This is a genomic window from Streptomyces sp. NPDC092296 (assembly GCF_044755465.1).
Classification (GTDB): Bacteria; Actinomycetota; Actinomycetes; order Streptomycetales; family Streptomycetaceae; genus Peterkaempfera.
Genome location: NZ_JBIVRB010000004.1, coordinates 285,472 through 310,769, shown reverse-complemented (window position 1 = coordinate 310,769; position 25,298 = coordinate 285,472). Strand labels below are relative to the sequence as shown.

The window sequence follows — 25,298 nt, the reverse complement described above, 5'->3', positions numbered from 1 at the left end:
CCGACCAGGCCGCCCCACCCGACGAGGCCGCCCCACCGGGCCGGCCCGCTCACCGCTTGCGGCGGCTGCCCAGCTCGGCCAGCCGGGCCTGTCCGGGCAGCCCCGGGGCCCCCGGAGCGCCGCCCGGACCGCCATGGGCGCCCGGCCGCCGCTGGCCGGGCAGCGGGGCGCTCTGCTGCGGGCGCCGGGGGTCGGCGGCACCGGGGTGCGCCCCGGGCAGCTGGCCGTGGCCGTACGGCTGGTGGTGCGGCCCGTCACCGGGCAGCCCGGTCGATGCCACCGAGACCTGGACGCCCCGGTCGGCCAGCGCCTCCAGCTCCCGCGCGGTGCGGTCGTCGGCGGTCGCCTGGTCGTCGGTGACCAGCTGGGTGATGGCGTCGGTGGGCACCGTCTGGAACATGGTGTCGGCGCCGAGCTTGGTGTGGTCGGCGAGGACGATCACCTCGGTGGCCGCCTGGACCAGCGCCCGGTCGACGCTGGCGGAGAGCATGTTGGTGGTGGACAGGCCGCGCTCGGCGGTGAGGCCGCTGCCGGAGACGAAGGCCCGCGCCACCCGCAGGCCCTGCAACGACTGCTCGGCGCCGCTGCCCACCAGGGCGTAGTTGGAGCCGCGCAGGGTGCCGCCGGTCATCACCACCTCGACCCGGTTGGCGTGCGCCAGGGCCTGGGCCACCAGCAGGGAGTTGGTGACCACCGTCAGACCGGGGACCCGGGCCAGCCGGCGGGCCAGCTCCTGGGTGGTGGTGCCGGCGCCGACCACCACCGCGTCCCCCTCCTGGACCAGCGTGGCGGCGAGGTCCGCGACGGCGCTCTTCTCGGCGGCGGCGAGGTGGGTCTTCTGCGGGTATCCGGGCTCCCGGCTGAAGCCTCCGGGCAGCACCGCACCGCCGTGGCGGCGGTCGAGCAGCCCTTCGGCCTCCAGCGCCCGTACGTCCCTGCGTACGGTCACTTCGGAGGTCTGGACGACACGTGCGAGCTCCCGGAGCGACACTGCTCCGTTGGCGCGCACCATTTCGAGGATCAACTGGCGACGTTCTGCTGCGAACACGGAACTGACCGTAACCCGCATGACCGTCTGCTTTCAGGCGTTTGCACCTCGTAGCCGAAGTTGCTCACCACGGACCGGCGCACGACCGTACAATACGCGCCCTCAGTTGGAGCGCCCGCTTTCCCGCGCGCCCCCCGTACGCACCGCAACGAGCCCGTCGCGGACCGTCATGAGCCGGGCCGCCACCAACCGGGGCGGGCCGGGGAGCGCAGCGGTCAGGAGCCGGAGTCCGCGCCGTCCCGCTTGCGGATGTGCAGCTGGCGGGCGCCCTCGGCGGTGGAGCCGGAGAGCGAGGGGTAGACCGTGAAGGCGCCGGCGACCTGCTCGACCGTGAGGTTGTTGTCCACCGCGAGCGAGATGGAGTGGATCAGCTCGCTGGCGCGCGGGGAGACCACCACGCCGCCCACCACGATGCCGGTGCCCGGACGGCAGAACAGCTTGACGAAACCGTCGCGGATGCCCTGCATCTTGGCCCGGGGGTTGCCGCGCAGCGGCAGCTTCACGCAGACCGCGTCCATCTTCCCGCACTCCACGTCGGCGGCGGTGTAGCCGACGGTGGCGATCTCCGGGTCGGTGAAGACGTTGGAGGAGACCGTCTTGAGGTTCAGCGGCTGCACCGCGTCGCCCAGCGAGTGGTACATCGCGATCCGGCCCTGCATCGCGGCGACCGAGGCCAGCATCAGCACGCCGGTGCAGTCGCCCGCCGCGTACACGCCCGGGGCGGAGGTGCGGGAGACCCGGTCGACCTTGACGTGGCCGGACTCGGTGAGCTTGACGCCCGCCTCCTCCAGGCCCATGTCGGCGGTGTTGGGGATGGAGCCGACCGCCATCAGGCAGTGGCTGCCGGTGATCACCCGGCCGTCCGCCAGCGTCACCTCGACCTTGTCGCCCACCCGTTTGGCCGACTCGGCGCGGGAGCGGGACATCACATTCATCCCCCGGCGGCGGAAGACCTCCTCCAGCACGCCCGCGGCGTCCGGGTCCTCGCCGGGCAGCACCCGGTCGCGGCTGGAGACCAGGGTGACCCGGGAGCCCAGCGCCTGGTAGGCACCGGCGAACTCGGCGCCGGTCACACCGGAGCCGACCACGATCAGCTCGCCGGGCAGCTCGTCCAGGTCGTAGACCTGCGTCCAGGTGAGGATGCGCTCGCCGTCCGGCTGGGCGTCCGGCAGCTCGCGCGGGGTGGCGCCGGTGGCGATCAGCACCGCGTCGGCCCGCAGGGTGCGGGTCTCGCCGTCGGCCGTCTCCACCACGACGGCGCGCGAGCCGTCGACGTCCTGGCGGCCGGCCAGCCGGCCCTTGCCGCGCAGCACGGTGACGCCCGCCCGGGTGACCGACTGGGTGATGTCGTGCGACTGGGCGACGGCCAGCCGCTTGACCCGGCGGTTGACCTTGCCGAGGTCCACCCCGACCACCCGGCCGGAGCGCTGCCCCGCCGGGGCGTCCGGGGCGTCCGCCACGGTGATGCCCAGCTCCTCGTACGAGCTGTCGAAACTGGTCATCACCTCGGCGGTGGCGATCAGGGTCTTGGACGGCACGCAGTCCGTCAGCACCGCCGACCCGCCGAGCCCGTCGCGGTCCACGACGGTCACTTCCGCGCCGAGCTGCCTGGCCACGAGGGCCGCTTCATATCCGCCGGGTCCGCCACCGATGATCACGATCCGAGTCACCTCCCCATTGTCCCGCACCGCGCCGCTCCGGCGACGCCGGGTGGGCTTCCGGCTGCGCGGGTGTGGGCAGGCTCACGTACGCTAGGCGCCATGTCGCTCTACGCCGCGTATGCCACCAACCTCGACGCGCGGCAGATGAGTCGCCGCGCCCCGCACTCACCGCTGCGCGGCACCGGCTGGCTGGACGGCTGGCGGCTGACCTTCGGCGGCGAGCAGTTGGGCTGGGAGGGCTCGCTGGCCACCGTCGTGGAGGACGAGAAGGAGCAGGTCTTCGTCGCGCTGTACGACGTGGCGCCGATGGACGAAGAGGGCCTGGACCGCTGGGAGGGGCTGCAACTGGGCCTCTACCGGAAGATCAAGCTGCGGGCGCAGACCCTGGACGGCGACGTCGCGGTCTGGACGTACGTCCTGGACGACTACGAGGGCGGGCTGCCCTCGGCCCGGTATCTGGGGCTGATCGCGGATGCGGCCGAGTCGGCGGGCGCGCCGTACGACTATGTGATGGACCTGCGCAAACGGCCCTGCTGAGCGCGCCTCGCGCCGCCGCCACCCCCCGCTCGGGGTAACGATCCGGCATGTCTCACGGGGTTCGTCTACGCGCGTAGGGATTTTCCGACTACCCTCGCCTGCGTGAACGCATCTCCTCTTTCGCCCGTCGCCGTCGACCCCCACGCAGCGGCCCGTGCCGCCGCCGCCCGCCTCCGTGAGCTCACCGGAGTGGAGCGCCACGACGTCGCGTTGGTCATGGGCTCCGGCTGGGTGCCCGCGGCCGACGCCCTAGGCGCCCCCGAGAGCGAGTTCCCGGTCACCGAACTGCCCGGCTTCCCGCCGCCGGCCGTCGAGGGCCACGCGGGCAAGGTCCGCTCGGTCGTCATCGGCGGCAAGCGCGCCCTGGTCTTCCTGGGCCGCACCCACTACTACGAGGGGCACGGCGTCGCCTCGGTCGCCCACGGCGTGCGCACCGCCGTCGCGGCCGGCTGCGGCACCATCGTGCTCACCAACGGCTGCGGCGGTCTGCGGCCCACCTTCAGCCCCGGCCAGCCGGTGCTGATCAGCGACCACGTCAACCTGACCGCCACCTCCCCCATCGTCGGCGCCAACTTCGTCGACCTCACCGACCTGTACTCGCCCCGGCTGCGCGCGCTGTGCAAGGAGGTGGACCCCTCGCTGGAGGAGGGCGTCTACGTCCAGTTCACCGGCCCGCACTACGAGACCCCGGCCGAGATCGGCATGGTCCGGGCCATCGGCGGCGACCTGGTCGGCATGTCCACCACCCTGGAGGCCATCGCCGCCCGCGAGGCCGGCGCCGAGGTGCTCGGCATCTCGCTGGTCACCAACCTGGCCGCCGGGATGACCGGCGAGCCGCTCAACCACGAAGAGGTCCTGGAGGCCGGCCGGGCGTCCGCCTCCCGGATGGGCGCGCTGCTGGCCAAGGTCCTGGAGCGGATCTGACCCCGGCCGGCGACAGCCGCCGCACCGATCCGACCCGGTGAACCGGTGCCGGGCGGGGCTGCCGGGAAGGCGTCCCCCGCAGCCCCTCCCGGCCGCAGCCCCTCCCGGCCGCAGCCTCCCCCGATCGCAGCCTCCCCCGGTCGCAGCCCTCCCGACCGCCGCCCCGCAGCCCGCCGGGCCGGACCGCGACCGGGCCGGACCACGACCGGGCCGCCCGCCCGCCCGCCCCGAGACCGACAGGAGTCGAAGCCATGGCGCTCGCACCCGAGAACGACCTGCTCAAGCGGGCCCGTACCTGGCTCGCCGAGGACCCCGACCCGGACACCCGCGCCGAGCTGCGCGACCTGCTCGCCGCAGCCGAGGGCGGGGACGTCACCGAGGACGAGTGCCGCGCCTGGTCCGCGCTGGCCGCCCGGTTCGCCGGCACCCTACAGTTCGGCACCGCCGGTCTGCGCGGCGAGATGGGCGCCGGGCCGATGCGGATGAACCGCGCCGTGGTCATCCGGGCCGCCGCCGGGCTCGCCGGCTACCTCAGGAGCGAGGGCCACGGCGGCGGCCTGGTCGTCATCGGCTACGACGCCCGCCACAAGTCGTACGACTTCGCCCGCGACACCGCCGCCGTCATGGTCGGCGCCGGGCTGCGCGCCGCGCTGCTGCCGCAGCCGCTGCCCACCCCGGTGCTGGCCTTCGCCATCCGCCACCTGGGCGCGGTGGCCGGGGTGATGGTCACCGCCAGTCACAACCCGCCGCAGGACAACGGGTACAAGGTCTACCTGGGCGACGGCTCGCAGATCGTGCCCCCGGCCGACGCCGGGATCGCCGCCGAGATCGCCGCCGTCGGCTCGCTGCACGACGTGCCGCTGGCCCCGGACGGCTGGCAGGTGCTGCCCGCCCACGGCGAGCACGGCATCGTGGACGCCTACCTGGACCGCGCCGTCGCCGTCACCGACGGCCACACCCCCCGCGACCTGGCCGTCGTCTACACCCCGCTGCACGGCGTCGGCCGCGACACCCTGCTCGCCGCCTTCGCCAGGGCCGGCTTCCCCGCCCCCGCCGTCGTCCCCGAGCAGGCCGAACCCGACCCCGACTTCCCCACCGTCGCCTTCCCCAACCCGGAGGAACCGGGCGCGATGGACCTGGCCTTCCGCACCGCCGCCGAGGCCGCCCCGGAGATCGTCATCGCCAACGACCCCGACGCCGACCGCTGCGCCGTGGCCGTGCCCGACCCGGACGGCCCGGACGGCCCGGCCGGCTGGCGGATGCTGCGCGGCGACGAGGTGGGCGCACTGCTCGCCGCGCACCTGGTGAGCAAGCGGGCGGAGGGCACCTTCGCCACCACCATCGTCTCCTCCTCGCTGCTCTCCCGGATCGCCGCCGCCGCCGGGCTGCCGTACGGGGAGACCCTGACCGGCTTCAAGTGGATCTCCCGCGCCCCCGGCCTGCGCTACGGCTACGAGGAGGCGCTCGGCTACTGCGTCGACCCGGAGGGCGTCCGCGACAAGGACGGCATCACCGCCGCGCTGCTGATCGCGGAACTGGCCGCCACCCTCAAGGCGACCGGCCGCACCCTGGCCGACCTGCTGGACGACCTGGCGCTCGAACACGGGCTGCACGCCACCGACCAGCTCTCGGTGCGGGTCAGCGACCTGTCCCGGATCTCCGCCGCCATGCTGCGGCTGCGCCAGGAGCCGCCCACCACCCTGGCCGGGCTGGCCGTGGCGTCCGCCGACGACCTGGAGCGCGGCACCCCCGACCTGCCGCCCACCGACGGCCTGCGCTACCGCCTCACCGGCGCCGCCGACTCCCCCGTCGCCTCGGCCCGGGTCGTGGTCCGGCCGTCCGGCACCGAGCCCAAGCTCAAGTGCTACCTGGAAGCCGTCGTCCCGGTCCCCGACCCCACCGCCCTGAGCACCGCCCGCACCACGGCCGCCGAATTCCTCGCCGCCCTCCGCAAGGACATCGCCACCGCCGCCGGCATCGACGCCTGATCCCCCGGCTCAGCCGGACACCGCGCCCTCGACAGCGGCCCGGATGCGCGCCCCGGCCCCGGCCGCCCGTGGCGACCGTACGGCGGATGAGCTCGGCGTCGAGTTCACCGGGGGCTGCGGATCGGGCGGCGGGCGGCCTGCGGTGGCTGCCGAGGCAGGGCGGCGGTAAGAGGTGTTCGGACGGTTCGCCATGACCGAGGCGGGGTCGGCAGGGATTGCCGCCGGGCTCCCTGCCGACCCCGCCACCGTGAACGCCGGATCGACCGGGCCCGGTGAGCCGGGGGCGTCGCCGCCCCTGGCGTCGGCTCACCGCGCCGTGCAGCGGTGGGCTACGCGGTGACGGTCTTCTTCGCGGAGCACTTCTCGTAGCTGCCCTTCACCAGGCAGGTCCACATCTGGAGCTTGGTGCCCTCCGGCAGATTGCCGGTCGCCCACGGGCTCATGTACGGGGAGTTGTGGCCCCGGGTCGTGGCGATCCGGCCGTTGCTGAGGTGGGTCTCGATGCCGTACCCGTCCGCGAGATAGTCGTAGACGAACATGGCGTCGCCGGGGAAGGTGTCGACGGGGTCGGACTGCCATTGGCTCCATCCCGCCAGGGACGAGCCGTTGTAGACGTCGATTTCGAGGTTCTCGTTGTCCTTGCCGTCCCAGATGTACCTGAACGACACCGACGGGTCCGCGCTCGCCACCTCGGCCCCGACCGTGAGCGCGCCCCCGGACAGCAGCGTGGTCGCCGCGAGGAGTGCTGCGGCCCTGTTGCGTAACGTCGTCCTCATGAGTGCTCCTTCCGTACACGGCGCTCGCCGCGTACCCGTGTGACTCTCGGATGTGCACATGACACGGCCCGCCCCCGACCCGCCCGGCGCCGGCGGCCGGGGACGACTGCCCCGGCTGCCACCCCAAGCACCTGCGCCGAGCGGGTCGGACCCCGGGCCGGCGGAACAGGGTTCATCATGGGCGCGCTCCGGGACGGTGGACAGTTCCGCCCTGCACAGCCGGGCGCCCCAGCGGTACCGATCCGCCCAGCCGCCGACCGGGCCGCGGGCGGCGGTCACACACCTGCCGCGCAGTCGGCGGCGGTGCGGCTGGGCAGGCGGGGGTGCGGCAGCCGGATGGCCGACCGCTGGTCGGGTCGGCGGCGGGGCAGCGGGAACTGCGGCGCCGGTGCGGCGTGGGCCGGGCCCGCCGCTCTGGCGGCGAGCAGTGCCGCCCGCGCCAGCGGTGCGCCGCTCGCGGCTGCCGCCGCGCCGCCGCCGACCTTGGGCGTCCGGGCGCCGAGGCCCGAGCAGGCGCGGCAGTCGCCCGGCTGCGGTACGGGGTCGTGGCAGGTGGTGCACTCGGCGTACGCCCTGGCCGGGGGGCGCTCGGAGGCGCGGACGGGCGGCATCTTGCGTGTCAGGCGGCTGCGGAGGACGGCCGCCGGGGAGTGGATCACGGCGGGCAGGCCCGGCAGCAGGGCCTGGGCCAGCTCGCGGGTGGTACTGCCGCGCTCCAGCCACTGGGCGACCAGCGGGGCCAGCTCCTGGGCTTCGGCCGCGCCCAGCCGCAGGCGGGGCTCGGGCCGGATCGCCCGGAACAGCGTCAGCACCGCCGCCGTGCGGACCTGTTCGCCCACCGGCCGCCCTTCCGGTTCGGCGGCACCGCCCGGCGGCTCGCCGGTCGGTGGTCCGGCGGGGAGGGAGGGTTCTTGCACCGGGTTCTTTACCGAAAGGACGCCGACGGCGCCGGTGGTCGCTCCACCGGGGTCCGGACGGGTGACACCCGGCTCCGCGAGCTGCGGGGTGTCGTACACATGGGCCTCGCTGCGGAGTGTCCCGTCGGGCAGCCGCAGGATGTCGACCCGGTAGTATCCGGCGCTGGTCAGTTCCTTGAGGGCCCTGCGGACCGCGCCGCGCCCCTGCGGGCTGGAGTCGGCCATGTGCCGGCCGTCCTCGCGCCGGCCGTCGGGCCGCGAGAGGAGGTCGGCCAGCAGGCCGCGAGCGGTGTAGCTGAGCCGCCGGTCCTGGAGCAGACCGTTGGGCAGCACGGTGAAATGGCGCGCGTGGGCGCTACGATGGACACGCATAGGGAGGTCTTGCTCCTGTTGCCGCGCCCCGGGGTGTTCCCGCACCGCCGGGGCTACTTGTGTTCTGTTGAGGCTACGGAACGTAGCACACTCGTCACGCCATCCGCGAAGGAGTGTCCGTCGGCGCAGTCACCCTTTGCGGCGACTCGAACACGCACTGCGACGTCCGGCGGGATCGACAGCACACTCGGCAAGCGCGTCCGCCAGGCACCCAGCCGCAAGGGTGGCCGCAGCGGTCTGCGGGCGCTCCAGCACGGCCGTGGCGTGGTCGGCCGCGTCCAGGTCACTCGCGCGCAGATGGGCGTGGCCGCCGTCGACCTCTGCCTGCGCATCATCCGCAGCGGCGCCGGAGCCGTGGCCGCCAACCGACGCGCCAGGGCACTCGCGGCGGCGCCGCACCGCACCGCACCGCACTCAGGGGTCAGCGTGCCTTGGCAACGGCGGCGCGCGGTCCCGACCCGTTGACCAGGAGAGCGGCCGCGCCGAGGGTGACGGCGCATGCGACCTGCATCACGACGAACCACGGCGGGAGGAGTCACCGCACCAGGCGTTACACGTCCCCCTGCGGCAGATGGAGGACGGCTGCGCGGGCCGCCCACGCGAGTGCGCTCTGCGCCCGTAGCGAGAGACCGAGCCGGTTCCAGTGGAAGACGATGTGGTAGCTGAGGACCTGGCGCAGGCCACGGTCCAACGTTCCGAGTTGCACAGCGTGAGCCAGGGTCTGGCCGGTGTGGCGGAAGGCCGCTGCCCACTCGGCGACCGGCTCCAGCGGGCCGTCTGCGTCGAGCAGGGAGTCGATGTCTGCCAGGAGCAGGGCCCGGATCTCTGCTCCTCTCGCGTCCAGGCTTTTGCGCGGTACGTCCGCGATACTGGAACGGTGTTCGGCGGTGATGACGCGGTGCCAGACATCGCCCTGCTCGTACCATTCGAGCCCGGCGGCGCGCATCAGGATCGTGCAGAGGAGAACGGACAGCTCACGACGTCCCAAGCTCAGGCCGACGCGCGCGGGCAGGTGCTGTATCTCTCGGCTGTCGGCGACGAACAGTGCGTGGGCAGCCGCCATGCTGGCAGGGCCCCCGAAGGCGGCCGTCTCCGGCTCGTAGATGCCCGGCCACCAGCGGTGAAGGTGGCCTTCGGCAACGAGGTGGTCGAGGCCGTCTCCCATGCGGGTCATGGTCTCGATCTCGGGGTGCCGGTGAAGGCGCAGCCGCCAGCAGGGGTGCTTCCTGGTGTACCACCAGCCGTCGAGCGTGCCGTCGGCTTCTGCTGCGCGCAGCAGCGGCAGCACATGGGCGGTGAAGGTGCGGTCGGCGTCCGCCCAGTCGGCGAAGTGGAGGTAGGCGTGCCACCACTCGTCTTGCCCTGCACAGTGGTCGAGGGCTGCGCGGCCGGCTTGCTGGAAGACCTGGATGGCGTCGGAGAGGTTCGCCGGGTTCATGCCGGCCCGGCTGGCGGCGTCGGCTATCGGGTGGCCGGAGAGCACGGCAAGGACGGCGCGTTCGGTGGGGCCGGGCTCAGGCTGGGTCAGTTGATCAAGAGACATGCGTCCCATCCGGTGCTCGGGGGCTGCTGGGTGGCGAGGGTGGACAGGGCAAGCGCGGTGCCGGCGGCCCCGTTCAGCAGACCCGGTGCCGCCGTGGGGTCGGGCCGGGCGTGGTCGAGGAGCACGTTGCCGAGGGGGCGAAGCAGTTCGCGCAGGCGGAGGTCGCGGGCGTCGGCGGCGGCGCGTGTAGCGGTCTGGTAGATGCCTGCCCAGCCGTGGCACAGGCCGGCGTCGGTGACATTGGCCAGTTGCGCAGGATCGCTCAACGTGCGGTACAGGGCGTCTTCGTAGAATGCCTGGAGGCCCGGGTCGCGCAGGGCGATGCCTGCGAGTTGACCGGCTCGCGCGATGCCGGAGGCTCCGTAGCACCAGCTCGGTCTGGCGTCGTGGGGCCGGTGTGGGTGACCGCGTTTGAGGTCTCGACGCGAGAGGTGCTCGGGCCACCACGGGCCCGTCTCGGCGTCCTGGCGCCAGGTGTCGAGGTGGTCGCAGATGGTCCGGATGGCCTCGCGGTGGCCGTGGACCTCGATACCACTGCGCAGCGCTTGGGCAAGCAGCAGGAGCGGGCCGGTGATGCCGTGGGCGGCGCCCAGGTTGCCGTGGCCGCCAGGGAAGTGCGGGGAGTGTCCTCTTTGCGGGTCGTGCCGGACCCACCAGCCGGGCAGGGAGCCGTCACCTGGTTCGAGGGGCTGGGTCAATGCCACAAGGTAGCGGAGGATGCGTTCGAGGGCTCCATCGTCGGGGCCGGCGTGGAGCAGGTAGGCGCCGATGCCGGTTAGCCCGTAGAAGATGTCGTACTCGGCGAACGTGGCCAGGTCGCGGCGGTAGATGCGGGCCAGAGCTGCGTCGGTGCGGCGGTGGGCAAGCGTGACGATGTGCAGGTGCACCGTTCGGCGGGCCTGGAGGTAGAGGCGGGTGAACTCGGCCGGTGGGGTGCTGAGCAGGAAGCCGATGGCCGGCGCGCCGAGGAAGAGACCGGTGGTGTCCGCTGCGCTGACCCGTCCGGATGCTGCTGCACTGATCCAGCGGTGAGCGGTCCGCCAGGGCTGGGCGTGGCTGCGCGCGGCCTCGACGTGGAGCAGGGCGGTTCCGGCTGCACCGTCAGCGAGGGACTGCACCGCCCAGGGCTCGTCCGGGAGAGGGGGCGCGGGCTCGGCCAAGTGGCGGCTGAAGTGGGCGATCCTCTCTGCCACGGTGGTGGTGGGTGCGGTCATCGAACCGTCTTCCGGGCTCGCAGGGCTGCCGTGCGGGCGAGGCGGAGGGTGACGGCCTCGGCAGTGGGGTCAACGCCCAGGGCCCGGACATGGTGCTGGTGGAGCAGCGACCGAGCGGCCCTGAGCGGGTCGGCCCCGGACAGGGAGTCGCGGTAGGTGGCAAGGGCGGCGGCGCGGGCCTGCCAGGCATAGGTGACGGCAGCACCTCCGGGGAGTGCGGAGAGGCTGGCATGGCCGCTGGGCATGGTGAGGTCGAGTACCTGGTCACGCAGGCGGGGGTCAAGGCGGCCGGTGGTCTGCGGCAATCGTCGGACCACCCAGTCCGCTCCTTCCTCCTCGGTGGGGGCCAGGTGTGCTACGAGGTCGAGGGCACTGGCTGCGGCGAGTGCTTTCGGGGCGACGGTGTCATTGTGATCGGTGAAGTGGATCTGCGAGAGGGCAGCGGCGGAGTCGGCAGCGAAGACCCGGTGCGCGGCATCCAATGCGGCGCCGTGCCCGAACCGGCCGGTCTGCGGCCGGTAGTCGGCCAGGGTCAGGCCGGCTGCGAGCCCAGCGCGGTGGAGGGTGTCCGTCCAGTCGTGGACATGCTCGGCTGCGGCAGCGTAGGTGCCGGGGGCGAGCTGGAGAGCGAGGTCAAGGTACTGGTCGGCGTCCGGACGTGCGGTCTCGCGGTGGCGGGTGAACCACCACAGTGGCGCGCTGTCGCCGAGCAGGGCGAGCAGGGTGGGGATGTGTTGCGTCAGGATCTCGTCGTAGCGGCCAGGGTGCGCATGCAGGCGGGCGTACAGCACGCTGCCAGCGCCGGGCAGGTGGCGCCGCGGCAGCTCGCCGATCGGGGCCGAGCGGGAAACGTCCTTGGCCGCCGGGTCCGGTCCGGCGCGGTGCAAGCAGACCCAGACTTCGTGAGCGCGGCCGATCCAGCCGTGTGCGTCGGCATTCGGCGCCTCGCGCAGTTCCAGGCGCCGGTTCTGATCGAGCTGAGCACGCAGTAGGTGGCGGTGGACCGGATGCGTCAGGTCCATAGGAAGACGCTGGTCGTGCTCGATCATGCTGACGGCCTCCGGCACGCGCAGCCGGGCACGCCACGCGTCGAACGCCTGGCCCCACGTCTGCTGTTCGGCGCTGCGACCGGGCAGGTCTTCGGCGGCCAACAGCCAGCGGGCGGGAGCGAGGATGGTGCGGCGGTAGCGGACCCGGGGCAAGTACGGCAGGCGGGCCCCAGCTCCAAAATCGAACGGCTTGTAGGCGGCGTACCGGGCACCAGCGACCTCGGCGAGGAACCTCGCCAGCGCAGGGGTCTGAACTGCTGCTTCGAGGGCGTGCAGGACCCGCACGTCCAGGCGCCGCCCCGTGGAGCGCTGCACCAGGTGGAAGTGGCGGGCGTCGGCGGTGACAGCGATATCGGCCAGGTCGATCGTTTTGTTGTCCGGGGGATGGTGTTCACCCACGGCGATGACGTGGGGCAGGAGACGGGGCGTGCGGATCACGTTCTCGTTGCGGCGTTTACGGGGCGGGAAGCTGAGCTGCGCGGTGAGTGCGTCGGGGTCGGTGCAGTAGCCGGCGGCCAGGGCCTCTTGTCGGTCGGGCGTCAGCAGGTGGGCGAACCGGCCGGCCATGCTGCTGCCCGGCCGGGGCACGGCGGTGATCGCGACCTCGAAGACGCCGCGCGCGAGGGCCGTGGTGGAGGAGGCGTGGATCTCGAACGCGATCTCGACACGAGGGACGAAGTGCGGCTCGGTGCCGGCGGCGTCCGCTAGAGCGTCGATCGCCTTGTCGGTGAGGACGAGTTCGCCCCGCCCCTCCATCAGGACACCCTGCAGCAGTGCGAGCACGGTCTCGTCCCGGTCGGTGAGAAGTCTGGGCGGCTGGCCGCGCTCCGAGCCGAGGTAGCCGGCCGGTAGGCCGAGCCCGCTGTCGGAGACCAGCTCCATGACGGGCACGTGCGCGCCCACGCCGTACCGGGCGCGGAAGCGGCGGTGGTAGTCACGCCAGTGCTGGTAGCCGTACGGCTGTGTGGTGGTCCGGTACAACGCCATGATGGCGGCCTGGACCTCTTCCAGCACGGCCGCAGGGATCTGCACGTCGCAGTCGAGGCCGGTGTCGATGACCAGGGGCGTCGGTGTAGCCGAAGAGATGGCGCGCATCTTCGGAATGACGCCATCCAGCGCGGCGACGGCGCAGGCCGACTGGGGGGCGGCGATCTCGTCGCGTACGCGGTACAACGCGGCCACCAGGCCGTCCAGATCGGGCAGCGCATCGGCGTCGAGCCGTTCCAGTTCGGCGCACAGGTGGCCGAAGGCGTCCATGGCGGTCATCGGCGCCCACAGACTCGTCAGCAGGAGCTGCTGGCCGACCAGGTCGCGCAGGAGCCTGTCGATCTGGTCGCCGGTGGCCTGCGGGAAGAGCTTACGCAGGTGGGCGCACAGGTCGGCATAGGTGATCGGCTCGCGTGCGGCGGCCACCGCCGCAGCCACCGGTCGGGCGTTGCGTACGGATATCTCAATCGGGGCCAGGAGCGGCGTGTAGGCATCGGCCGGGGCCCCAACGGCGACGAGGCGGTCACCGCGTTGATGGGCGGTGTTGTTGGCCACCAGTGGCAGCCGACGCAGCAGTTCCGGGCTGGACTGGAGGCGCAGGATGATGTCGGCGACCCATTCGGCGTCGGCACGCAGCAACGCCCGGTGCTTCTCGCCCCACTGGGCGCGGGCCGTGTTCCCGACAACCGCTGCGGCGGTTCCGGCGAACAAGCCGAGCGGGGTCGGGCGGTTCTGCCACCGCAGCAGGTAGGAGATCGTGGACATCGCGGTACGCCGGACCTGACGGGGCCGGGTCTGCCGCCCGCTTACGACGGCTTCGACCGCTTCTGACAGTACGGGCGTGGCGGCGCGGAGAGCGTTGCGGAACGTCTCCTGCTGCCATCTCCGGCTCAGCCACATGCGGGTGACCGCCACGTCGTCCAGGTTGAGCGTGTGAGGCAGGTCCGCAAGGCCGGAGCTGGTGCTGGCTCGCAGCATTGCAGGGCCCTGCCAGCGGTAGCCGACGTCCGCTTGGGGGGCCATGGAGCCTTCCCTTCCGATACAGGCGTGGGATGGGAGCCGGTGGGCCAGGCCAGACGCGCGTCCGGCCCGGCCCACCGGTTGAGCGAGCTGCCCGGAATCAGGCGGGGTCGTCCACAAAGGAGTTGCACGCGGAGGCACCGTTGGTACAGGTGTTGCCGCAGCCGTCGCCGGTGGAGCACATCAGCTTGCCGTGCGGGTACGCGGCGACGACGACCTTCACATCGAGCGGCGCGAAGTCGTCGTCCACGTGCATCGGCACGGGCGGCGGAGCCAGGGTGGCACTGGTCATGGTGATGCCCTTCATTCCGTTGGGATGGTGCAGGAACTCTGGTCCGCGCTCACTGAGCCGCAGGCCAGGAGAGTGAGATCCGGCTGTGCACCTTGTCGATGACCCGGCCGCCGGGGACCTGGTCGTCGGGGGTGCCTGCCGGATAGACGCGGATGACCGGGCTGGGGCCGCCGCGGTGCTCGTCGGCCCAGTCGCGCAGGTGGCCGGCGATGGTCTCGGCGAACGCGGCGGCGTCGGGGCCCAGAGCGTGCACGCCGAACTCAACGTGCGTGTTGTCCTCGGTTCGGCGGGTGGTGAGGTAGGCGAAGGTGCGCCCTTCCCCGTCAACGGCCGCCAGGGCGAACCCCTTGTTGGTCGGGGCGACGATCCCGGAGTCGAGGTCCGGGTCGACCACCATGATGCAGAAGCCGGGCAGCGTGATGGCCAGGTGCATCTGGAGGGTGTCCAGCAGCTCGCTGACCCCGATCGTCACACCGGTCCACACCTCGAACCGGGGGGTCGTGACGGCGTTGTCGAGCAGACTCGGGTCGGAGGGCAGCCCGTCGTCAAACCGCAGTCCGATCTCGGGTGTGCCGGCGATCAGCAGCAGCTCTTCGTTGTGGGCGGCGGAGCCCTGCATCGGAACGAAGCCGCAGATTTTCGCGGACTCGCTCTCCAGGTGGTGGCCGACGCAGGTGAAGGCGATGGATCGGGTCAGGCCGCGCATTCGCAGCGGGACCACCAGGCGCCCGCCGGGCCCCAGCTGGTCGATCCAGGCCGGCGGGATATCCCAGGCTCCGGCAGTCACCAGGACGACATCGACCTGCCCGAGGCCGGCGATGGGCTCGGCGGCGTCGGCCGTGACGACGGTGACCCGGCTGTAGCCGTGCTCGTCCAGCAGTCGGCGGGCGCGGTCGCTGACGACGGGGTCGATGTCCACCGTGGTGACCTCGCCGACCTCGCCGACGAGTTCGGCGAGATAGGCCGCGTTCAGGCCGCCCGACCCGATCTCCAGCACCCGCATCCCCGGGCGGACCCGGGCCTGCTCCAGCATGAGGGCCTGGATCTGCGGCGCGGACACGGAGCTGAGCTGGACGCCGTGCTCGTCGGTCTTGGTGATCACCGCTGCGTACGGCTCGTACGCCTTCTCCAAGGTCGCTTCGGGAGCGAATTCGTGACGTGGGACCGCGCGCATCACGGCTTCGACCTCGGAGGAGGTGATCCAGCCTTCCGCGCGGAGGGTGTCCACGACGTTGTTCCGCAGGCGGGTGGCCTCGTCGGGTTCGACGGTCGTGTGGGTCATGAGGGGAAGTTCCTTCGCTCGTATGCACTGCGGGTATCCGGATGAGCGCGGACGGTGTCGCTTGGCCGGGAGGCCATCGCCTTGGGCTGGAGCGGATGCCGGCCGAGTGGCGCGAACGCGAGGACTGACTGCTCCACGCCCATGCCGGGTCCGGGCACCCTGCCCTGCACCATCAGCCAGGGCTGCTCACTGACCCACTTCTGTGGTTTTGCCGATGTTCGTACGGTCAAAGCAGCAAGCCTGGCTACGGTTGAGCCGACCCTATGGCTGACCGTGCCCGCTTGGTCACCGAACGCCATGAAGCCAGGTTGTCCTCACGCGGCTGGCTCCGACAGGGACGGAACGTCCCAGTTCTGCGACGTTACTGCGATACCCCGAGGAACTCTGCGATCTGACGTAGGCCCGGTGGGCGCTTCGGACCAGCGAGAAGGTCCGTCACAATTGCCACAGCCAGCGTGTGATGCCGCAGCCAAGCAGGCGCAGTGCGCCGCAGCGACTCCAGAGCCTTGACCGCGCCCGCCGCGTCCCCGGTATCGGTCCGGGCACGTGCGACGTCCAGCAGCAGCCAGGTCCGCCATGACGGAGGCGTGTCCTTGCTCAGTCTCATGCCGCGCGCCAGGGCCAACGCCTCTTCCGGCCGGGCGTGCTGAACCGCGAGGCGTACCCGCTCGATACGGACCGATGAGCGGTTGAAGACAGAAAACAACTTACCGTCAGTCGGCGGAGGAAGCTTTCCGAGCTTCTTTGTTGCATGCTCGGCCGACGACATCATCTCGCTGGCCTTTTCGTAATCCCCCTTACGCGCCACACTGGTTGCCGCCGACATGACCAGTCCGCCCCATACACGAATCCCCTCGGCGGAGTTCCCACTTCCCTGTTCAATGCTGTCAGCCGCATGGATCGCCACATATTCAGCGTCATCGAGGCGGTTTTGGCGCTGATAGGCCCATGCCACCGAGTTAACCAGCATGGCCGGTAGCAGGGGGTCAGCAGACTGGTCGGCATGGCTTATCGCTCGCTCAAGACTGGAGAGTGCAAGGTCAGCCTTGCCCAGCCTGATAGCCAGGTGCCCGCCCAGCTGCAACGCCTTTCCCAATGCGGCCTGCCCAGCCGCACGATCCTCCTCCCCACCGACGGAAGCGACCAGGCGCGCATCTGCGACAATCCCTGGCAGCACCTCCATCAACCGCCCGAAGTCAGCTGCGTGATAGAGCGTCCAGGCATCGGCGATCTCGGAGCGAAGCAATCCAACTGATAGGTCTTCGACTCCAACCGGATCGACAGGCGGTGCGAACAACGGCGGCATCAGCGCCCGGCGCACAGCAACCAGCGCCGGAGGATCGGACTCCCCGCTGGACAGCACCGCCGGAGGGTCACCCAGCAAGCTCGTCAGTTCGACGCCTAAACCCTTGGCCAAGGCATGCAAGGTCGGCAGCCGGGCGCTGTGCTTGCGTTTCTGTTCCAGCTTCCGAACAACGTCTACCGAGATGCCTGATCGGTCTGCCAACTCCTCCTGCGTCAGCCGGGCAGCGCGGCGGAGGCGACACACCCGGTCCCCTAGGTGCTCGGTGTCCATGCACCCAAGCTACGCCTGGGAGAGCTTCACAAGCACACCAGCCAGCAGGAGGCCCGCGCGCTGGCCATCACCCGCGCCGGAGTCGACCAGGTGTCCCGCATCCTCGACCGCGCCTACGTCGTCCTCGACCTCACCTGACGTGACGTGACGAACTCCGACCCCGGGCCGAAGTCGCGACCGACCCCCGCCCTGGTCAGGTAGGCCAAGGGGCTCCGGCGCTCGGCGGTGCCCGGCGAGCTGGGTGTTCTCGATGTCGTCCTCGGCTCCGCACCCGCTCGGAGTCGGCCGGGACGACTTCGAGTCCGACCTCCGCCGGTTGCTGTGGAAGTCCTCCGCGTCGGGCCGGTTCTCGGAGCGCCAGCCGAGCATCGAAGTGTTCGTCTGGCGAACAGGTCCCGCCGAGCGGTGACCACTGGGCGCCGGCCCGTCGGGGCGGCCGGCCGCCCCGACCCTCGTTGCAGGCGGCGGGCCGAGCCGGGGTTCAGCCGGTGGCGAGCAGGGCGATCAGGGCGGCCAGGCCGACCAGGGCCGGGGCGATGATCCACCAGCACCAGGCGGTGCCGACCGGGCCGGCCGCGCCGGGGCGGGTGGCGTTGCGCTCCGCGATCTCCTGGAGGGTGTCCACCACCTGGTCGGACCAGGCGCGGGTGGGGTCCGGCGCGCCGGGGACGGTGGGGCGGCCGAGGCCGGCCCGGGTCGGGGTGCGGCCGCCGCGTCCGGCGAAGGGGTCGTCGGCGGCGGCGCGGCCGGCCGCGCGGCTGGCCCGCTTGCGCTGCCGCAGCGACACCGGGACGGCCCAGACCTGGTACTTCTTGCCGCCCGCGAGGAGTTCGACCGAGTAGCCGGACCGCAGCCCCTCGACCGCGCCCCAGGGCGCGACGATGGTGCGCAGCGGGTTGCGGACCGTCAGCCGGTCCTCGTCGGCGCGGACCACCGGGCGCAGGGTGTACGCGACGATCCCCGGGCCGATCAGCAGTGCGACGGCGAGGGCCACCCAGGGGATGCGGCCGGCGCCGTACACCATGGCGTCGATGATCAGCCAGGCGGCGATGGCCAGCAGCAGTACGCCCGCGACGACGCCGGGCGTGGAGCGGAAGACGCGCTCGGCGTACTCGGCCTCGGGCTGCCGCGCCGCCGGGGCCGGGGTCTCGGGGGCGGCCGGGGCGGGGGTCCCGGGAGTGCTCTCGGGGGTGCCCTGGGGGGTGCCCTCGGGAGTGTCCGGGGTGGCGGATTCCGGGGCGGGGGTGTCCGGGGTGTGGGAGTCGGGGGTGCCGGGGGTGTCCTGGCTGCGCCCGTTCTCACCTGCGGGGTCGGTCATGGTTGCAGATTCTGCCTCAGCCACCCCGGGGGGCCGTGGGAGGCCGTATTGCGGTACGGCATCGGTTGGTCGTACCCCTGCCCATGCGCTACGCGTGTAGATATGCTGGTGTGGTGACTATGTCCACTGTTGCAGCCAACGCCCCCGGTGCCGTGGGCGGCGGCCTCGCAGACGTCGCCGCGTCCGAGGCCTCCCTGCGCCGCTTCCTGCACGGCCTGCCCGGCGTCGACGCGGTCGGTCTGGACGCCCGCGCCGCCGCCCTCGGCACCCGCTCGATCAAGACCTCCGCCAAGGCGTACGCCATCGACCTGGCGATCTCGATGATCGACCTGACCACGCTGGAGGGGGCGGACACCCCCGGCAAGGTGCGCTCGCTGTGCACCAAGGCCCGGCATCCCGATCCGTCCGACCCCGGCTGCCCCCCGGTCGCCGCGGTCTGCGTCTATCCGGACATGGCCGCCACCGCCAAGGCCGCGCTGGAGGGCAGCGGCATCCATGTCGCCTCGGTCGCCACCGCCTTCCCGTCCGGCCGCGCGGCGCTGCCGGTGAAGCTGGCCGACACCGCGCAGGCGGTGGCGGCGGGCGCCGACGAGATCGACATGGTGATCGACCGGGGTGCCTTCCTCTCCGGCCGCTACCTCCAGGTCTTCGAGGAGATCGTCGCCGTCAAGCAGGCGTGCCGCCGCACCGACGGCCCGGACGCCCATCTGAAGGTGATCTTCGAGACCGGCGAGTTGCAGACGTACGACAACGTCCGCCGCGCCTCCTGGCTGGCGATGCTGGCCGGCGCCGACTTCATCAAGACCTCCACCGGCAAGGTGGCCGTCAACGCCACCCCGCCGGTGACGCTGCTGATGCTGGAGGCCGTGCGCGACTTCGCCGCCGCCACCGGCACCCAGGTCGGCGTCAAGCCGGCCGGCGGCATCCGCACCACCAAGGACGCCATGAAGTACCTGGTCATGGTGAACGAGACGCTCGGCGACGGCTGGCTCTCCCCGGACTGGTTCCGCTTCGGCGCCTCCAGCCTCCTCAACGACCTGCTGATGCAGCGTCAGAAGCTGACCACCGGCCGGTACTCCGGTCCCGACTACGTGACGGTGGACTGAGCCCGATGGCAACGCCCAAGAACAACAAGAAGACCACCGCGCCCGCCCCCACCGCGCCCGAGGCCACCGCCCCGGCCGGCGGCCTGCCCGGCAAGCTCTTCTCCTACGCCCCCGCCCCCGAGTCGCCCGCCGCCGCCGGTGAGATCGCCTCCTCGTACGGGCACTTCATCGGTGGCGAGTTCACCGAGAGCGCGGGCAAGGAGGCGCTGAAGACGGTGAACCCGGCCACCGGCCAGGTGCTCGCCGAGTTCGCCCAGGGCAGCGGGGAGGACGTGGACCGCGCGGTCCGCGCCGCCCGGGACGCCTTCCCCGCCTGGTCGGCGCTGCCCGGCGCCGAGCGGGCCAAGTACCTCTTCCGGATCGCCCGGATCGTCCAGGAGCGCAGCCGCGAGCTGGCCGTGCTGGAGTCGATCGACAACGGCAAGCCGATCCGCGAGACCCGCGATGTGGACCTGCCGCTGGTCGCCGCGCACTTCTTCTACTACGCGGGCTGGGCCGACAAGCTGGAGCACGCGGGCTACGGGCCGAACCCGAAGCCGCTGGGCGTCGCCGCCCAGGTCATCCCGTGGAACTTCCCGCTGCTGATGCTGGCCTGGAAGATCGCCCCGGCGCTGGCCACCGGCAACACCGTCGTCCTCAAGCCCGCCGAGACCACCCCGCTGACCGCCCTGCGGTTCGCGGAGATCGTCCGCCAGGCCGGGCTGCCCAAGGGCGTCGTCAACATCGTCACCGGCGACGGCCGCACCGGTGCCGCCCTGACCGCGCACCCCGACGTGGCCAAGGTGGCCTTCACCGGCTCCACCGGGGTCGGCCGGTCCATCGCCCGGACGCTGGCCGGCAGCCGTACCAAGCTCTCGCTGGAGCTGGGCGGCAAGGCCGCCAACATCGTCTTCGACGACGCGCCGATCGACCAGGCGGTCGAGGGCATCGTCAACGGCATCTTCTTCAACCAGGGCCATGTCTGCTGCGCGGGCTCCCGGCTGCTGGTCCAGGAGTCGGTGCACGACGAGGTGCTGGACGCGCTCAAGCGTCGGATGGCCACCCTGCGGGTCGGTGACCCGCTGGACAAGAACACCGACGTCGGCGCGATCAACTCCGCCGCCCAGCTGGCCCGCATCCAGGAGCTGGCGGCGGCCGGCGAGGCCGAGGGCGCCGAGCGCTGGGCCCCGGCGTGCGAACTGCCGCAGGACGGCTTCTGGTTCGCCCCGACCGTCTTCACCGGCGTCAGCCAGGCCCACCGGATCGCCCGCGAGGAGATCTTCGGCCCGGTGCTGTCGGTGCTGACCTTCCGCACCCCGGCCGAGGCCGTGGAGAAGGCCAACAACACCCCGTACGGGCTGTCGGCCGGTGTCTGGACCGAGAAGGGCTCCCGCATCCTGTGGATGGCGAGCCGGCTGCGGGCCGGCATCGTCTGGTCCAACACCTTCAACAAGTTCGACCCGACCTCGCCGTTCGGCGGCTACAAGGAGTCGGGCTACGGCCGCGAGGGCGGCCGCCACGGCCTGGAGGCGTACCTCGATGTCTGAACCGGTGACGCGACTTGACGTCTTCAAGACCTACAAGCTGTTCGTCGGCGGGAAGTTCCCCCGCTCCGAGAGCGGACGGGTGTACGAGGTGACCGACCCCAAGGGCGACTGGCTGGCCAACGCACCGCTGGGCACCCGCAAGGACACCCGGGACGCCGTCGCCGCCGCCCGCAAGGCGTTCGGCGGCTGGTCGGGGGCGACCGCGTACAACCGCGGCCAGATCCTCTACCGGGTCGCGGAGATGCTCCAGGGCCGCCGCGAGCAGTTCGCCGCCGAGGTGGCCGCCGCCGAGGGCGTGGGCGGCCGGACGGCCGCCGCGCTGGTGGACGCCGCCATCGACCGCTGGGTCTGGTACGCGGGCTGGACCGACAAGATCGCCCAGATCGCGGGCGCCGCCAACCCGGTGGCCGGGCCGTACTTCAACCTCTCCACCCCCGAGCCCACCGGCGTGGTCGGCGTGCTCGCCCCGCAGGGCGGCACCGGCCACTCGCTGCTGGGCCTGGTCTCGGTGGTCGCCCCGGCCATCGCGGCGGGCAACACCGTGGTGGTCGCCGCCGCCGAGGCCACGCCGCTGCCCGCCCTGTCGCTGGGCGAGGTGCTGGCCACCTCCGACCTGCCCGGCGGCGTGGTCAACCTGCTCTCCGGCCGTACGGCGGACATCGCCCCGACCCTCGCCTCGCACCAGGACGTCAACGCCCTGGACCTGGCGGGCGCGGTGACCGGTGACGGCCCGGCCTCGGCCAAGGCCCTGGAGACCGCCGCCGCCGACACCCTCAAGCGGGTGTTCCGCGCCACTGGTCGCTCCGGGCAGGGACCCTCCTCGCCGAAGGCGGGCGAGGAGGGAGGAGTGTTCCGCGCCACTGGTCGCTCCGGGCAGGGACCCTCCTCGCCGAAGGCGGGCGAGGAGGGAGGAGTGTTCCGCCCGGCCGTCGACCCGGCCGCCGAGGACTGGACGGCGGCGCCCGGCACCGAGCGGCTGCTGGCCTTCCTGGAGACCAAGACGGTCTGGCACCCCATGGGCGTCTGAGCCCACCCCCGACGGGCGGCCCCGGCCGCTCCCGGACGGGCACGCGCCGGTTCCCCCGACCCGGCACGTGCCCGTTCCGGCATGCCCCGCGCTCGGCCGCCGGCCCCCGCCGGCCGAGCGCGGCGGCGATCGCTCCGCCGGGCGGCGGCAGCCCATCGCGCCGGCCCGCGCCGGGCCGTCCAGCCGGGCGCCCGCTGCGGGGCATCAGCGGTGGCCCGGGGGCAGACCGGGTGGCCGGGATGCGTCACACTGGTGTCCCGTGAGCGATTCTCCGGTGAACCCCCTGTCGATACCCCGCGCCCGGGTCGTACTGCTGTCCGGGCCCTCGGGCTCCGGCAAGTCGTCGCTGGCCGGGCGGACCGGGCTGCCGGTGCTCCAGCTGGACGACTTCTACAAGGACGGCGACGACCCCACCCTGCCCCGGCTGGACGACGCGGGCGCGGCGGTGGACTGGGACTCGCCCCGGGCCTGGCACGCCGAGGAGGCGGTGGCCGCGATCCGGCGGCTGGCCGAGGACGGGCGGGCCGAGGTGCCGGTGTACTCGATCCCGGACAACGGCCGGGTCGGCACCCGGACGCTGGAGCTGGACGGCGCGGCGGCGTTCGTCGCCGAGGGCATCTTCGCGGCCGAGATCGTGGCGCGCTGCGCCGCCGAAGGGGTGCTGGGCGATGCCATCTGCCTGCGCAACGGCCCGCTGACCACCGCCTGGCGCCGGTTCCGCCGGGACGTCCGGGAGGGCCGCAAGTCGGTGCCGGTGCTGATCCGGCGCGGCTGGCGGCTGATGCGGGCCGAGCGCGGGATCGTGGGCCGCCAGGTGGCGCTGGGCGCGTACGCCTGCGCGGGCGCCGAGGCGCTGCGCCGGGCGCGGGCGGCCGCCGAGACCCGCGAGCCCGCCGCCGCGCGCTGACGCCCCCCGTACGCCCCCGTACGCCCGGCGCGCCCGCCCCCGGGCATGAAGAAGCCCGGCGCCTCCCCAGGCACCGGGCTTCCCCCGCGGTCCTCCCCCGTGGCCCCGGCTCCCCCGAACCGGTGCGCGAGTCCCGCTGTCCCCTCCCTCATCCAGCTCCGGTGTCCCCCTTGGACCCCGGTTTCCCCCGCCCCACCCGGCGGGAGGTCTGTGACGGACCTCAGGCGACCAGCTCGCCGAAGGCCCGGCCGAGGTCGTCGCCCCGGTTGAGCGTGTCGTCGTCGCGCAGCCGGCGCAGCGCGCGCCAGATGCTGCTCTTCACGGTGCCGACGCTGATCTGTAGCACATCCGCGATCTCCGGGTCGGTACGGCCCTCGTAGTAGCGCAGCACCAGCATGGTGCGCTGCTGCTCGGGCAGCTTGGCGAGCGCCTGCCACAGCACGGCGCGCAGCTCGGTGCCGCCCATGGCGTCGGTGTCGCCGACCGTCTCCGGCATCTCCTCGGTCGGGTACTCGTTGACCTTGCGGCGGCGCCAAGCGGAGATGTGCAGATTGGTCATGGTGCGGCGCAGGTAGCCGCCGACCGCCGCCTTGTCGGAGATCCGGCCCCAGGCGCGGAAGGTGCTGAAGAGGGCGCTCTGCAACAGGTCCTCGGCCTCGTGGCGGTCCCCGGTCAGGTGGTACGCGGTGGCGTACAGGGAGGCGCGGCGCTCACGTACGTACGCGGTGAAGTCCTCGGTGTAGTCGACCGGGGCCGCGTCGGCGGCGCCCAGCTGCCCGCGTCCGGCCTCGCGGACCGCCGGCTCCCCCGAACCGGCGGCCCGCAGGCCGTCCCCCTCACCCCCCGGGAGGTTGCGCACCACGGGGACCACTCCCCGCAGCGTCAGCGTGCTCGCGCCGGTGCCGGGCTCCGCCGCAGTGCCCCTGCGGCCGATCCCGAACAGCTCACCGACGTTGGTACGGCCGGTGTGCGTGCATCCCCGCACGCTCACCGCACCGGCGTTCTCGTCGGCCCTGGCGGGCCGGCGGGCGGACGGGCGCACGGACCGGACGGGCGAAGCGTTCCTGGTCTGAAGCGTTGCGTTCATGGTGCGCCCCCATGTCGGTGCGAGCAGATGTTCCGGTGTCCTGGCCCCGGGCCGTCCTCCCCGTCTCCCCTCGGTTCGGCCGGTGATCCGTTTCCCTGACACCCAGAAGCTTGCCCTCGGCGCGTCATGGCGCTGTCCGCCGACTGTCACAGGGCTGTCACAGCGGCCGCGGGGCTGTCGCAGCAGGCGGGGGCCGGTCGCAGCGACCGGGGCGGGTGCGGTGGCCGTGGCCGGTGCGGGTCCGCGCAACCTTCCACGCGCGGGGGCGGCCGGCGGTTCCAGCGGGGGGCGCGAACGGGGGCGAAGAGGGGCAGTACGGCGTTGTGACCGGCGCAACGGGCGGAGTGGGTGAACCTGCGGCCCCGGGTGGGCAAGAATGAGCCCGTGCCGTTCCTACTGCTCATCGAGGACGACGACGCGATCCGCACCGGCCTCGAACTCGCCCTGACCCGCCAGGGCCATCGTGTGATGGCCGCCGCCTCGGGCGAGGACGGCCTGAAGCTGTTCAAGGAGCAGCGTCCGGATCTGATCGTGCTGGATGTGATGCTGCCCGGGATCGACGGCTTCGAGGTCTGCCGCCGCATCCGCCGTACCGACCAGCTGCCGATCATCCTGCTGACCGCGCGCAGCGACGACATCGACGTGGTGGTGGGCCTGGAGTCGGGCGCCGACGACTACGTGGTCAAGCCGGTGCAGCCCCGGGTGCTGGACGCCCGCATCCGGGCGGTGCTGCGGCGCGGCGAGCGGGAGAGCTCCGACTCGGCGGCGTACGGGCCGGTGGTGATCGACCGGGCCGCGATGACGGTGACCAAGAACGGCGAGGACCTCCAGCTCACCCCCACCGAGCTGCGGCTGCTGCTGGAGCTGAGCCGCCGCCCAGGCCAGGCCCTCTCCCGCCAGCAGCTGCTGCGGCTGGTCTGGGAGCACGACTACCTGGGCGATTCGCGGCTGGTGGACGCCTGTGTGCAGCGGCTGCGGGCCAAGGTGGAGGATGTACCGTCGTCGCCGACCCTGATCCGGACGGTGCGCGGGGTCGGCTACCGGCTCGACCCACCCGCCTGACGGCGCCCACCCCGGGACGGCCGGGACGGATTGTCTACGGAAAGCTGATGTGACGGACTATCAGGAGTATGCCGCACCG

Annotated in this window: 21 protein-coding genes; 9 read left to right on the top strand and 12 right to left on the bottom strand. The window is 72.7% G+C overall.

Annotated features, from left to right (window positions below; translation table 11 throughout):
• Window positions 1-49: 49 nt before the first annotated feature.
• On the bottom strand, window positions 50-1,012 hold the full coding sequence (locus tag ACIQGZ_RS14460; protein ID WP_402601994.1) for a DeoR/GlpR family DNA-binding transcription regulator: 963 nt from the start codon (window positions 1,010-1,012) through the stop codon (window positions 50-52).
• A 251-nt stretch (window positions 1,013-1,263) separates the two neighbouring features.
• The gene (locus ACIQGZ_RS14455; RefSeq protein ID WP_402601817.1) at window positions 1,264-2,718 is read right to left on the bottom strand and encodes an NAD(P)H-quinone dehydrogenase; all 1,455 of its coding nucleotides are present in this window, start codon (window positions 2,716-2,718) and stop codon (window positions 1,264-1,266) included.
• Window positions 2,719-2,808: 90 nt separating this feature from the next.
• Between ACIQGZ_RS14455 and ACIQGZ_RS14450 the strand changes: the two genes are divergently transcribed.
• The 3 genes from ACIQGZ_RS14450 (at window position 2,809) to ACIQGZ_RS14440 (ending at window position 6,158) form a co-directional block, all read left to right on the top strand.
• Window positions 2,809-3,246, top strand: a complete 438-nt coding sequence (locus ACIQGZ_RS14450) for a gamma-glutamylcyclotransferase (protein WP_402601815.1) — start codon at window positions 2,809-2,811, stop codon at window positions 3,244-3,246.
• Window positions 3,247-3,348: 102 nt separating this feature from the next.
• Window positions 3,349-4,170 carry a purine-nucleoside phosphorylase gene (locus ACIQGZ_RS14445; protein ID WP_402601813.1) on the top strand — a complete coding sequence of 274 codons (822 nt, stop codon included), beginning with the start codon at window positions 3,349-3,351 and terminating at the stop codon, window positions 4,168-4,170.
• Window positions 4,171-4,421: 251 nt separating this feature from the next.
• Window positions 4,422-6,158, top strand: coding sequence for a phospho-sugar mutase (locus ACIQGZ_RS14440; RefSeq protein WP_402601811.1), 1,737 nt, complete (start codon window positions 4,422-4,424; stop codon window positions 6,156-6,158).
• 329 nt (window positions 6,159-6,487) lie between these two features.
• Here ACIQGZ_RS14440 and ACIQGZ_RS14435 read toward each other — a convergent pair whose 3' ends face one another.
• The 8 genes from ACIQGZ_RS14435 to ACIQGZ_RS14400 form a co-directional block, all read right to left on the bottom strand.
• Complete coding sequence (locus tag ACIQGZ_RS14435) at window positions 6,488-6,934, bottom strand: hypothetical protein (RefSeq protein WP_402601810.1); 447 nt, start codon at window positions 6,932-6,934, stop codon at window positions 6,488-6,490.
• 275 nt (window positions 6,935-7,209) lie between these two features.
• Complete coding sequence (locus tag ACIQGZ_RS14430) at window positions 7,210-8,223, bottom strand: hypothetical protein (RefSeq protein WP_402601809.1); 1,014 nt, start codon at window positions 8,221-8,223, stop codon at window positions 7,210-7,212.
• A gap of 550 nt (window positions 8,224-8,773) precedes the next feature.
• A complete protein-coding gene (locus tag ACIQGZ_RS14425; protein WP_402601808.1) occupies window positions 8,774-9,766 on the bottom strand; it encodes a thiopeptide-type bacteriocin biosynthesis protein in 993 nt (330 codons plus the stop codon).
• Window positions 9,748-10,980, bottom strand: a complete 1,233-nt coding sequence (locus ACIQGZ_RS14420; protein WP_402601807.1) for a lanthionine synthetase C family protein — start codon at window positions 10,978-10,980, stop codon at window positions 9,748-9,750. The genes ACIQGZ_RS14425 and ACIQGZ_RS14420 overlap by 19 nt, the downstream gene beginning before the upstream one ends.
• On the bottom strand, window positions 10,977-14,039 hold the full coding sequence (locus ACIQGZ_RS14415) for a lantibiotic dehydratase (protein ID WP_402601806.1): 3,063 nt from the start codon (window positions 14,037-14,039) through the stop codon (window positions 10,977-10,979). Before ACIQGZ_RS14415 ends, ACIQGZ_RS14420 begins: the two co-directional genes overlap by 4 nt.
• A 97-nt stretch (window positions 14,040-14,136) precedes the next feature.
• A complete protein-coding gene (locus tag ACIQGZ_RS14410; protein WP_402601993.1) occupies window positions 14,137-14,328 on the bottom strand; it encodes an FxLD family lanthipeptide in 192 nt (63 codons plus the stop codon).
• A gap of 49 nt (window positions 14,329-14,377) precedes the next feature.
• A complete protein-coding gene (gene fxlM / locus ACIQGZ_RS14405; protein WP_402601805.1) occupies window positions 14,378-15,610 on the bottom strand; it encodes a methyltransferase, FxLD system in 1,233 nt (410 codons plus the stop codon).
• A 361-nt stretch (window positions 15,611-15,971) separates the two neighbouring features.
• Window positions 15,972-17,186, bottom strand: a complete 1,215-nt coding sequence (locus tag ACIQGZ_RS14400) for a helix-turn-helix domain-containing protein (RefSeq protein WP_402601804.1) — start codon at window positions 17,184-17,186, stop codon at window positions 15,972-15,974.
• On the opposite strand from ACIQGZ_RS14400, the gene ACIQGZ_RS14395 reads away from it, so the two are divergent.
• A complete protein-coding gene (locus ACIQGZ_RS14395; protein WP_402601803.1) occupies window positions 17,172-17,324 on the top strand; it encodes a hypothetical protein in 153 nt (50 codons plus the stop codon). The two genes, ACIQGZ_RS14400 and ACIQGZ_RS14395, sit on opposite strands and share 15 nt — an antisense overlap.
• Before the next feature lie 343 nt (window positions 17,325-17,667).
• On the opposite strand, the gene ACIQGZ_RS14390 is transcribed toward ACIQGZ_RS14395, so the two are convergent.
• Window positions 17,668-18,504, bottom strand: coding sequence for a PH domain-containing protein (locus ACIQGZ_RS14390; protein WP_402601802.1), 837 nt, complete (start codon window positions 18,502-18,504; stop codon window positions 17,668-17,670).
• Between the two features lie 119 nt (window positions 18,505-18,623).
• Between ACIQGZ_RS14390 and deoC the strand changes: the two genes are divergently transcribed.
• The 4 genes from deoC (at window position 18,624) to ACIQGZ_RS14370 (ending at window position 23,070) form a co-directional block, all read left to right on the top strand.
• Window positions 18,624-19,610 carry a deoxyribose-phosphate aldolase gene (gene deoC / locus ACIQGZ_RS14385; RefSeq protein WP_402601801.1) on the top strand — a complete coding sequence of 329 codons (987 nt, stop codon included), beginning with the start codon at window positions 18,624-18,626 and terminating at the stop codon, window positions 19,608-19,610.
• A 5-nt stretch (window positions 19,611-19,615) separates the two neighbouring features.
• Window positions 19,616-21,136, top strand: a complete 1,521-nt coding sequence (locus tag ACIQGZ_RS14380) for an aldehyde dehydrogenase family protein (RefSeq protein WP_402601800.1) — start codon at window positions 19,616-19,618, stop codon at window positions 21,134-21,136.
• Entirely contained in the window at window positions 21,129-22,163 is a 1,035-nt protein-coding gene (locus tag ACIQGZ_RS14375; protein WP_402601799.1) for an aldehyde dehydrogenase family protein, read from the top strand. Before ACIQGZ_RS14380 ends, ACIQGZ_RS14375 begins: the two co-directional genes overlap by 8 nt.
• A gap of 259 nt (window positions 22,164-22,422) precedes the next feature.
• Window positions 22,423-23,070 carry an ATP-binding protein gene (locus tag ACIQGZ_RS14370; RefSeq protein WP_402601798.1) on the top strand — a complete coding sequence of 216 codons (648 nt, stop codon included), beginning with the start codon at window positions 22,423-22,425 and terminating at the stop codon, window positions 23,068-23,070.
• A 220-nt stretch (window positions 23,071-23,290) separates the two neighbouring features.
• Here the strand turns inward: ACIQGZ_RS14370 and ACIQGZ_RS14365 are convergent, their stop codons facing one another.
• Entirely contained in the window at window positions 23,291-24,157 is an 867-nt protein-coding gene (locus ACIQGZ_RS14365; protein WP_402601796.1) for a SigE family RNA polymerase sigma factor, read from the bottom strand.
• Between the two features lie 384 nt (window positions 24,158-24,541).
• On the opposite strand from ACIQGZ_RS14365, the gene ACIQGZ_RS14360 reads away from it, so the two are divergent.
• The gene (locus ACIQGZ_RS14360; RefSeq protein WP_402601795.1) at window positions 24,542-25,219 is read left to right on the top strand and encodes a response regulator; all 678 of its coding nucleotides are present in this window, start codon (window positions 24,542-24,544) and stop codon (window positions 25,217-25,219) included.
• Window positions 25,220-25,298: the final 79 nt, after the last annotated feature.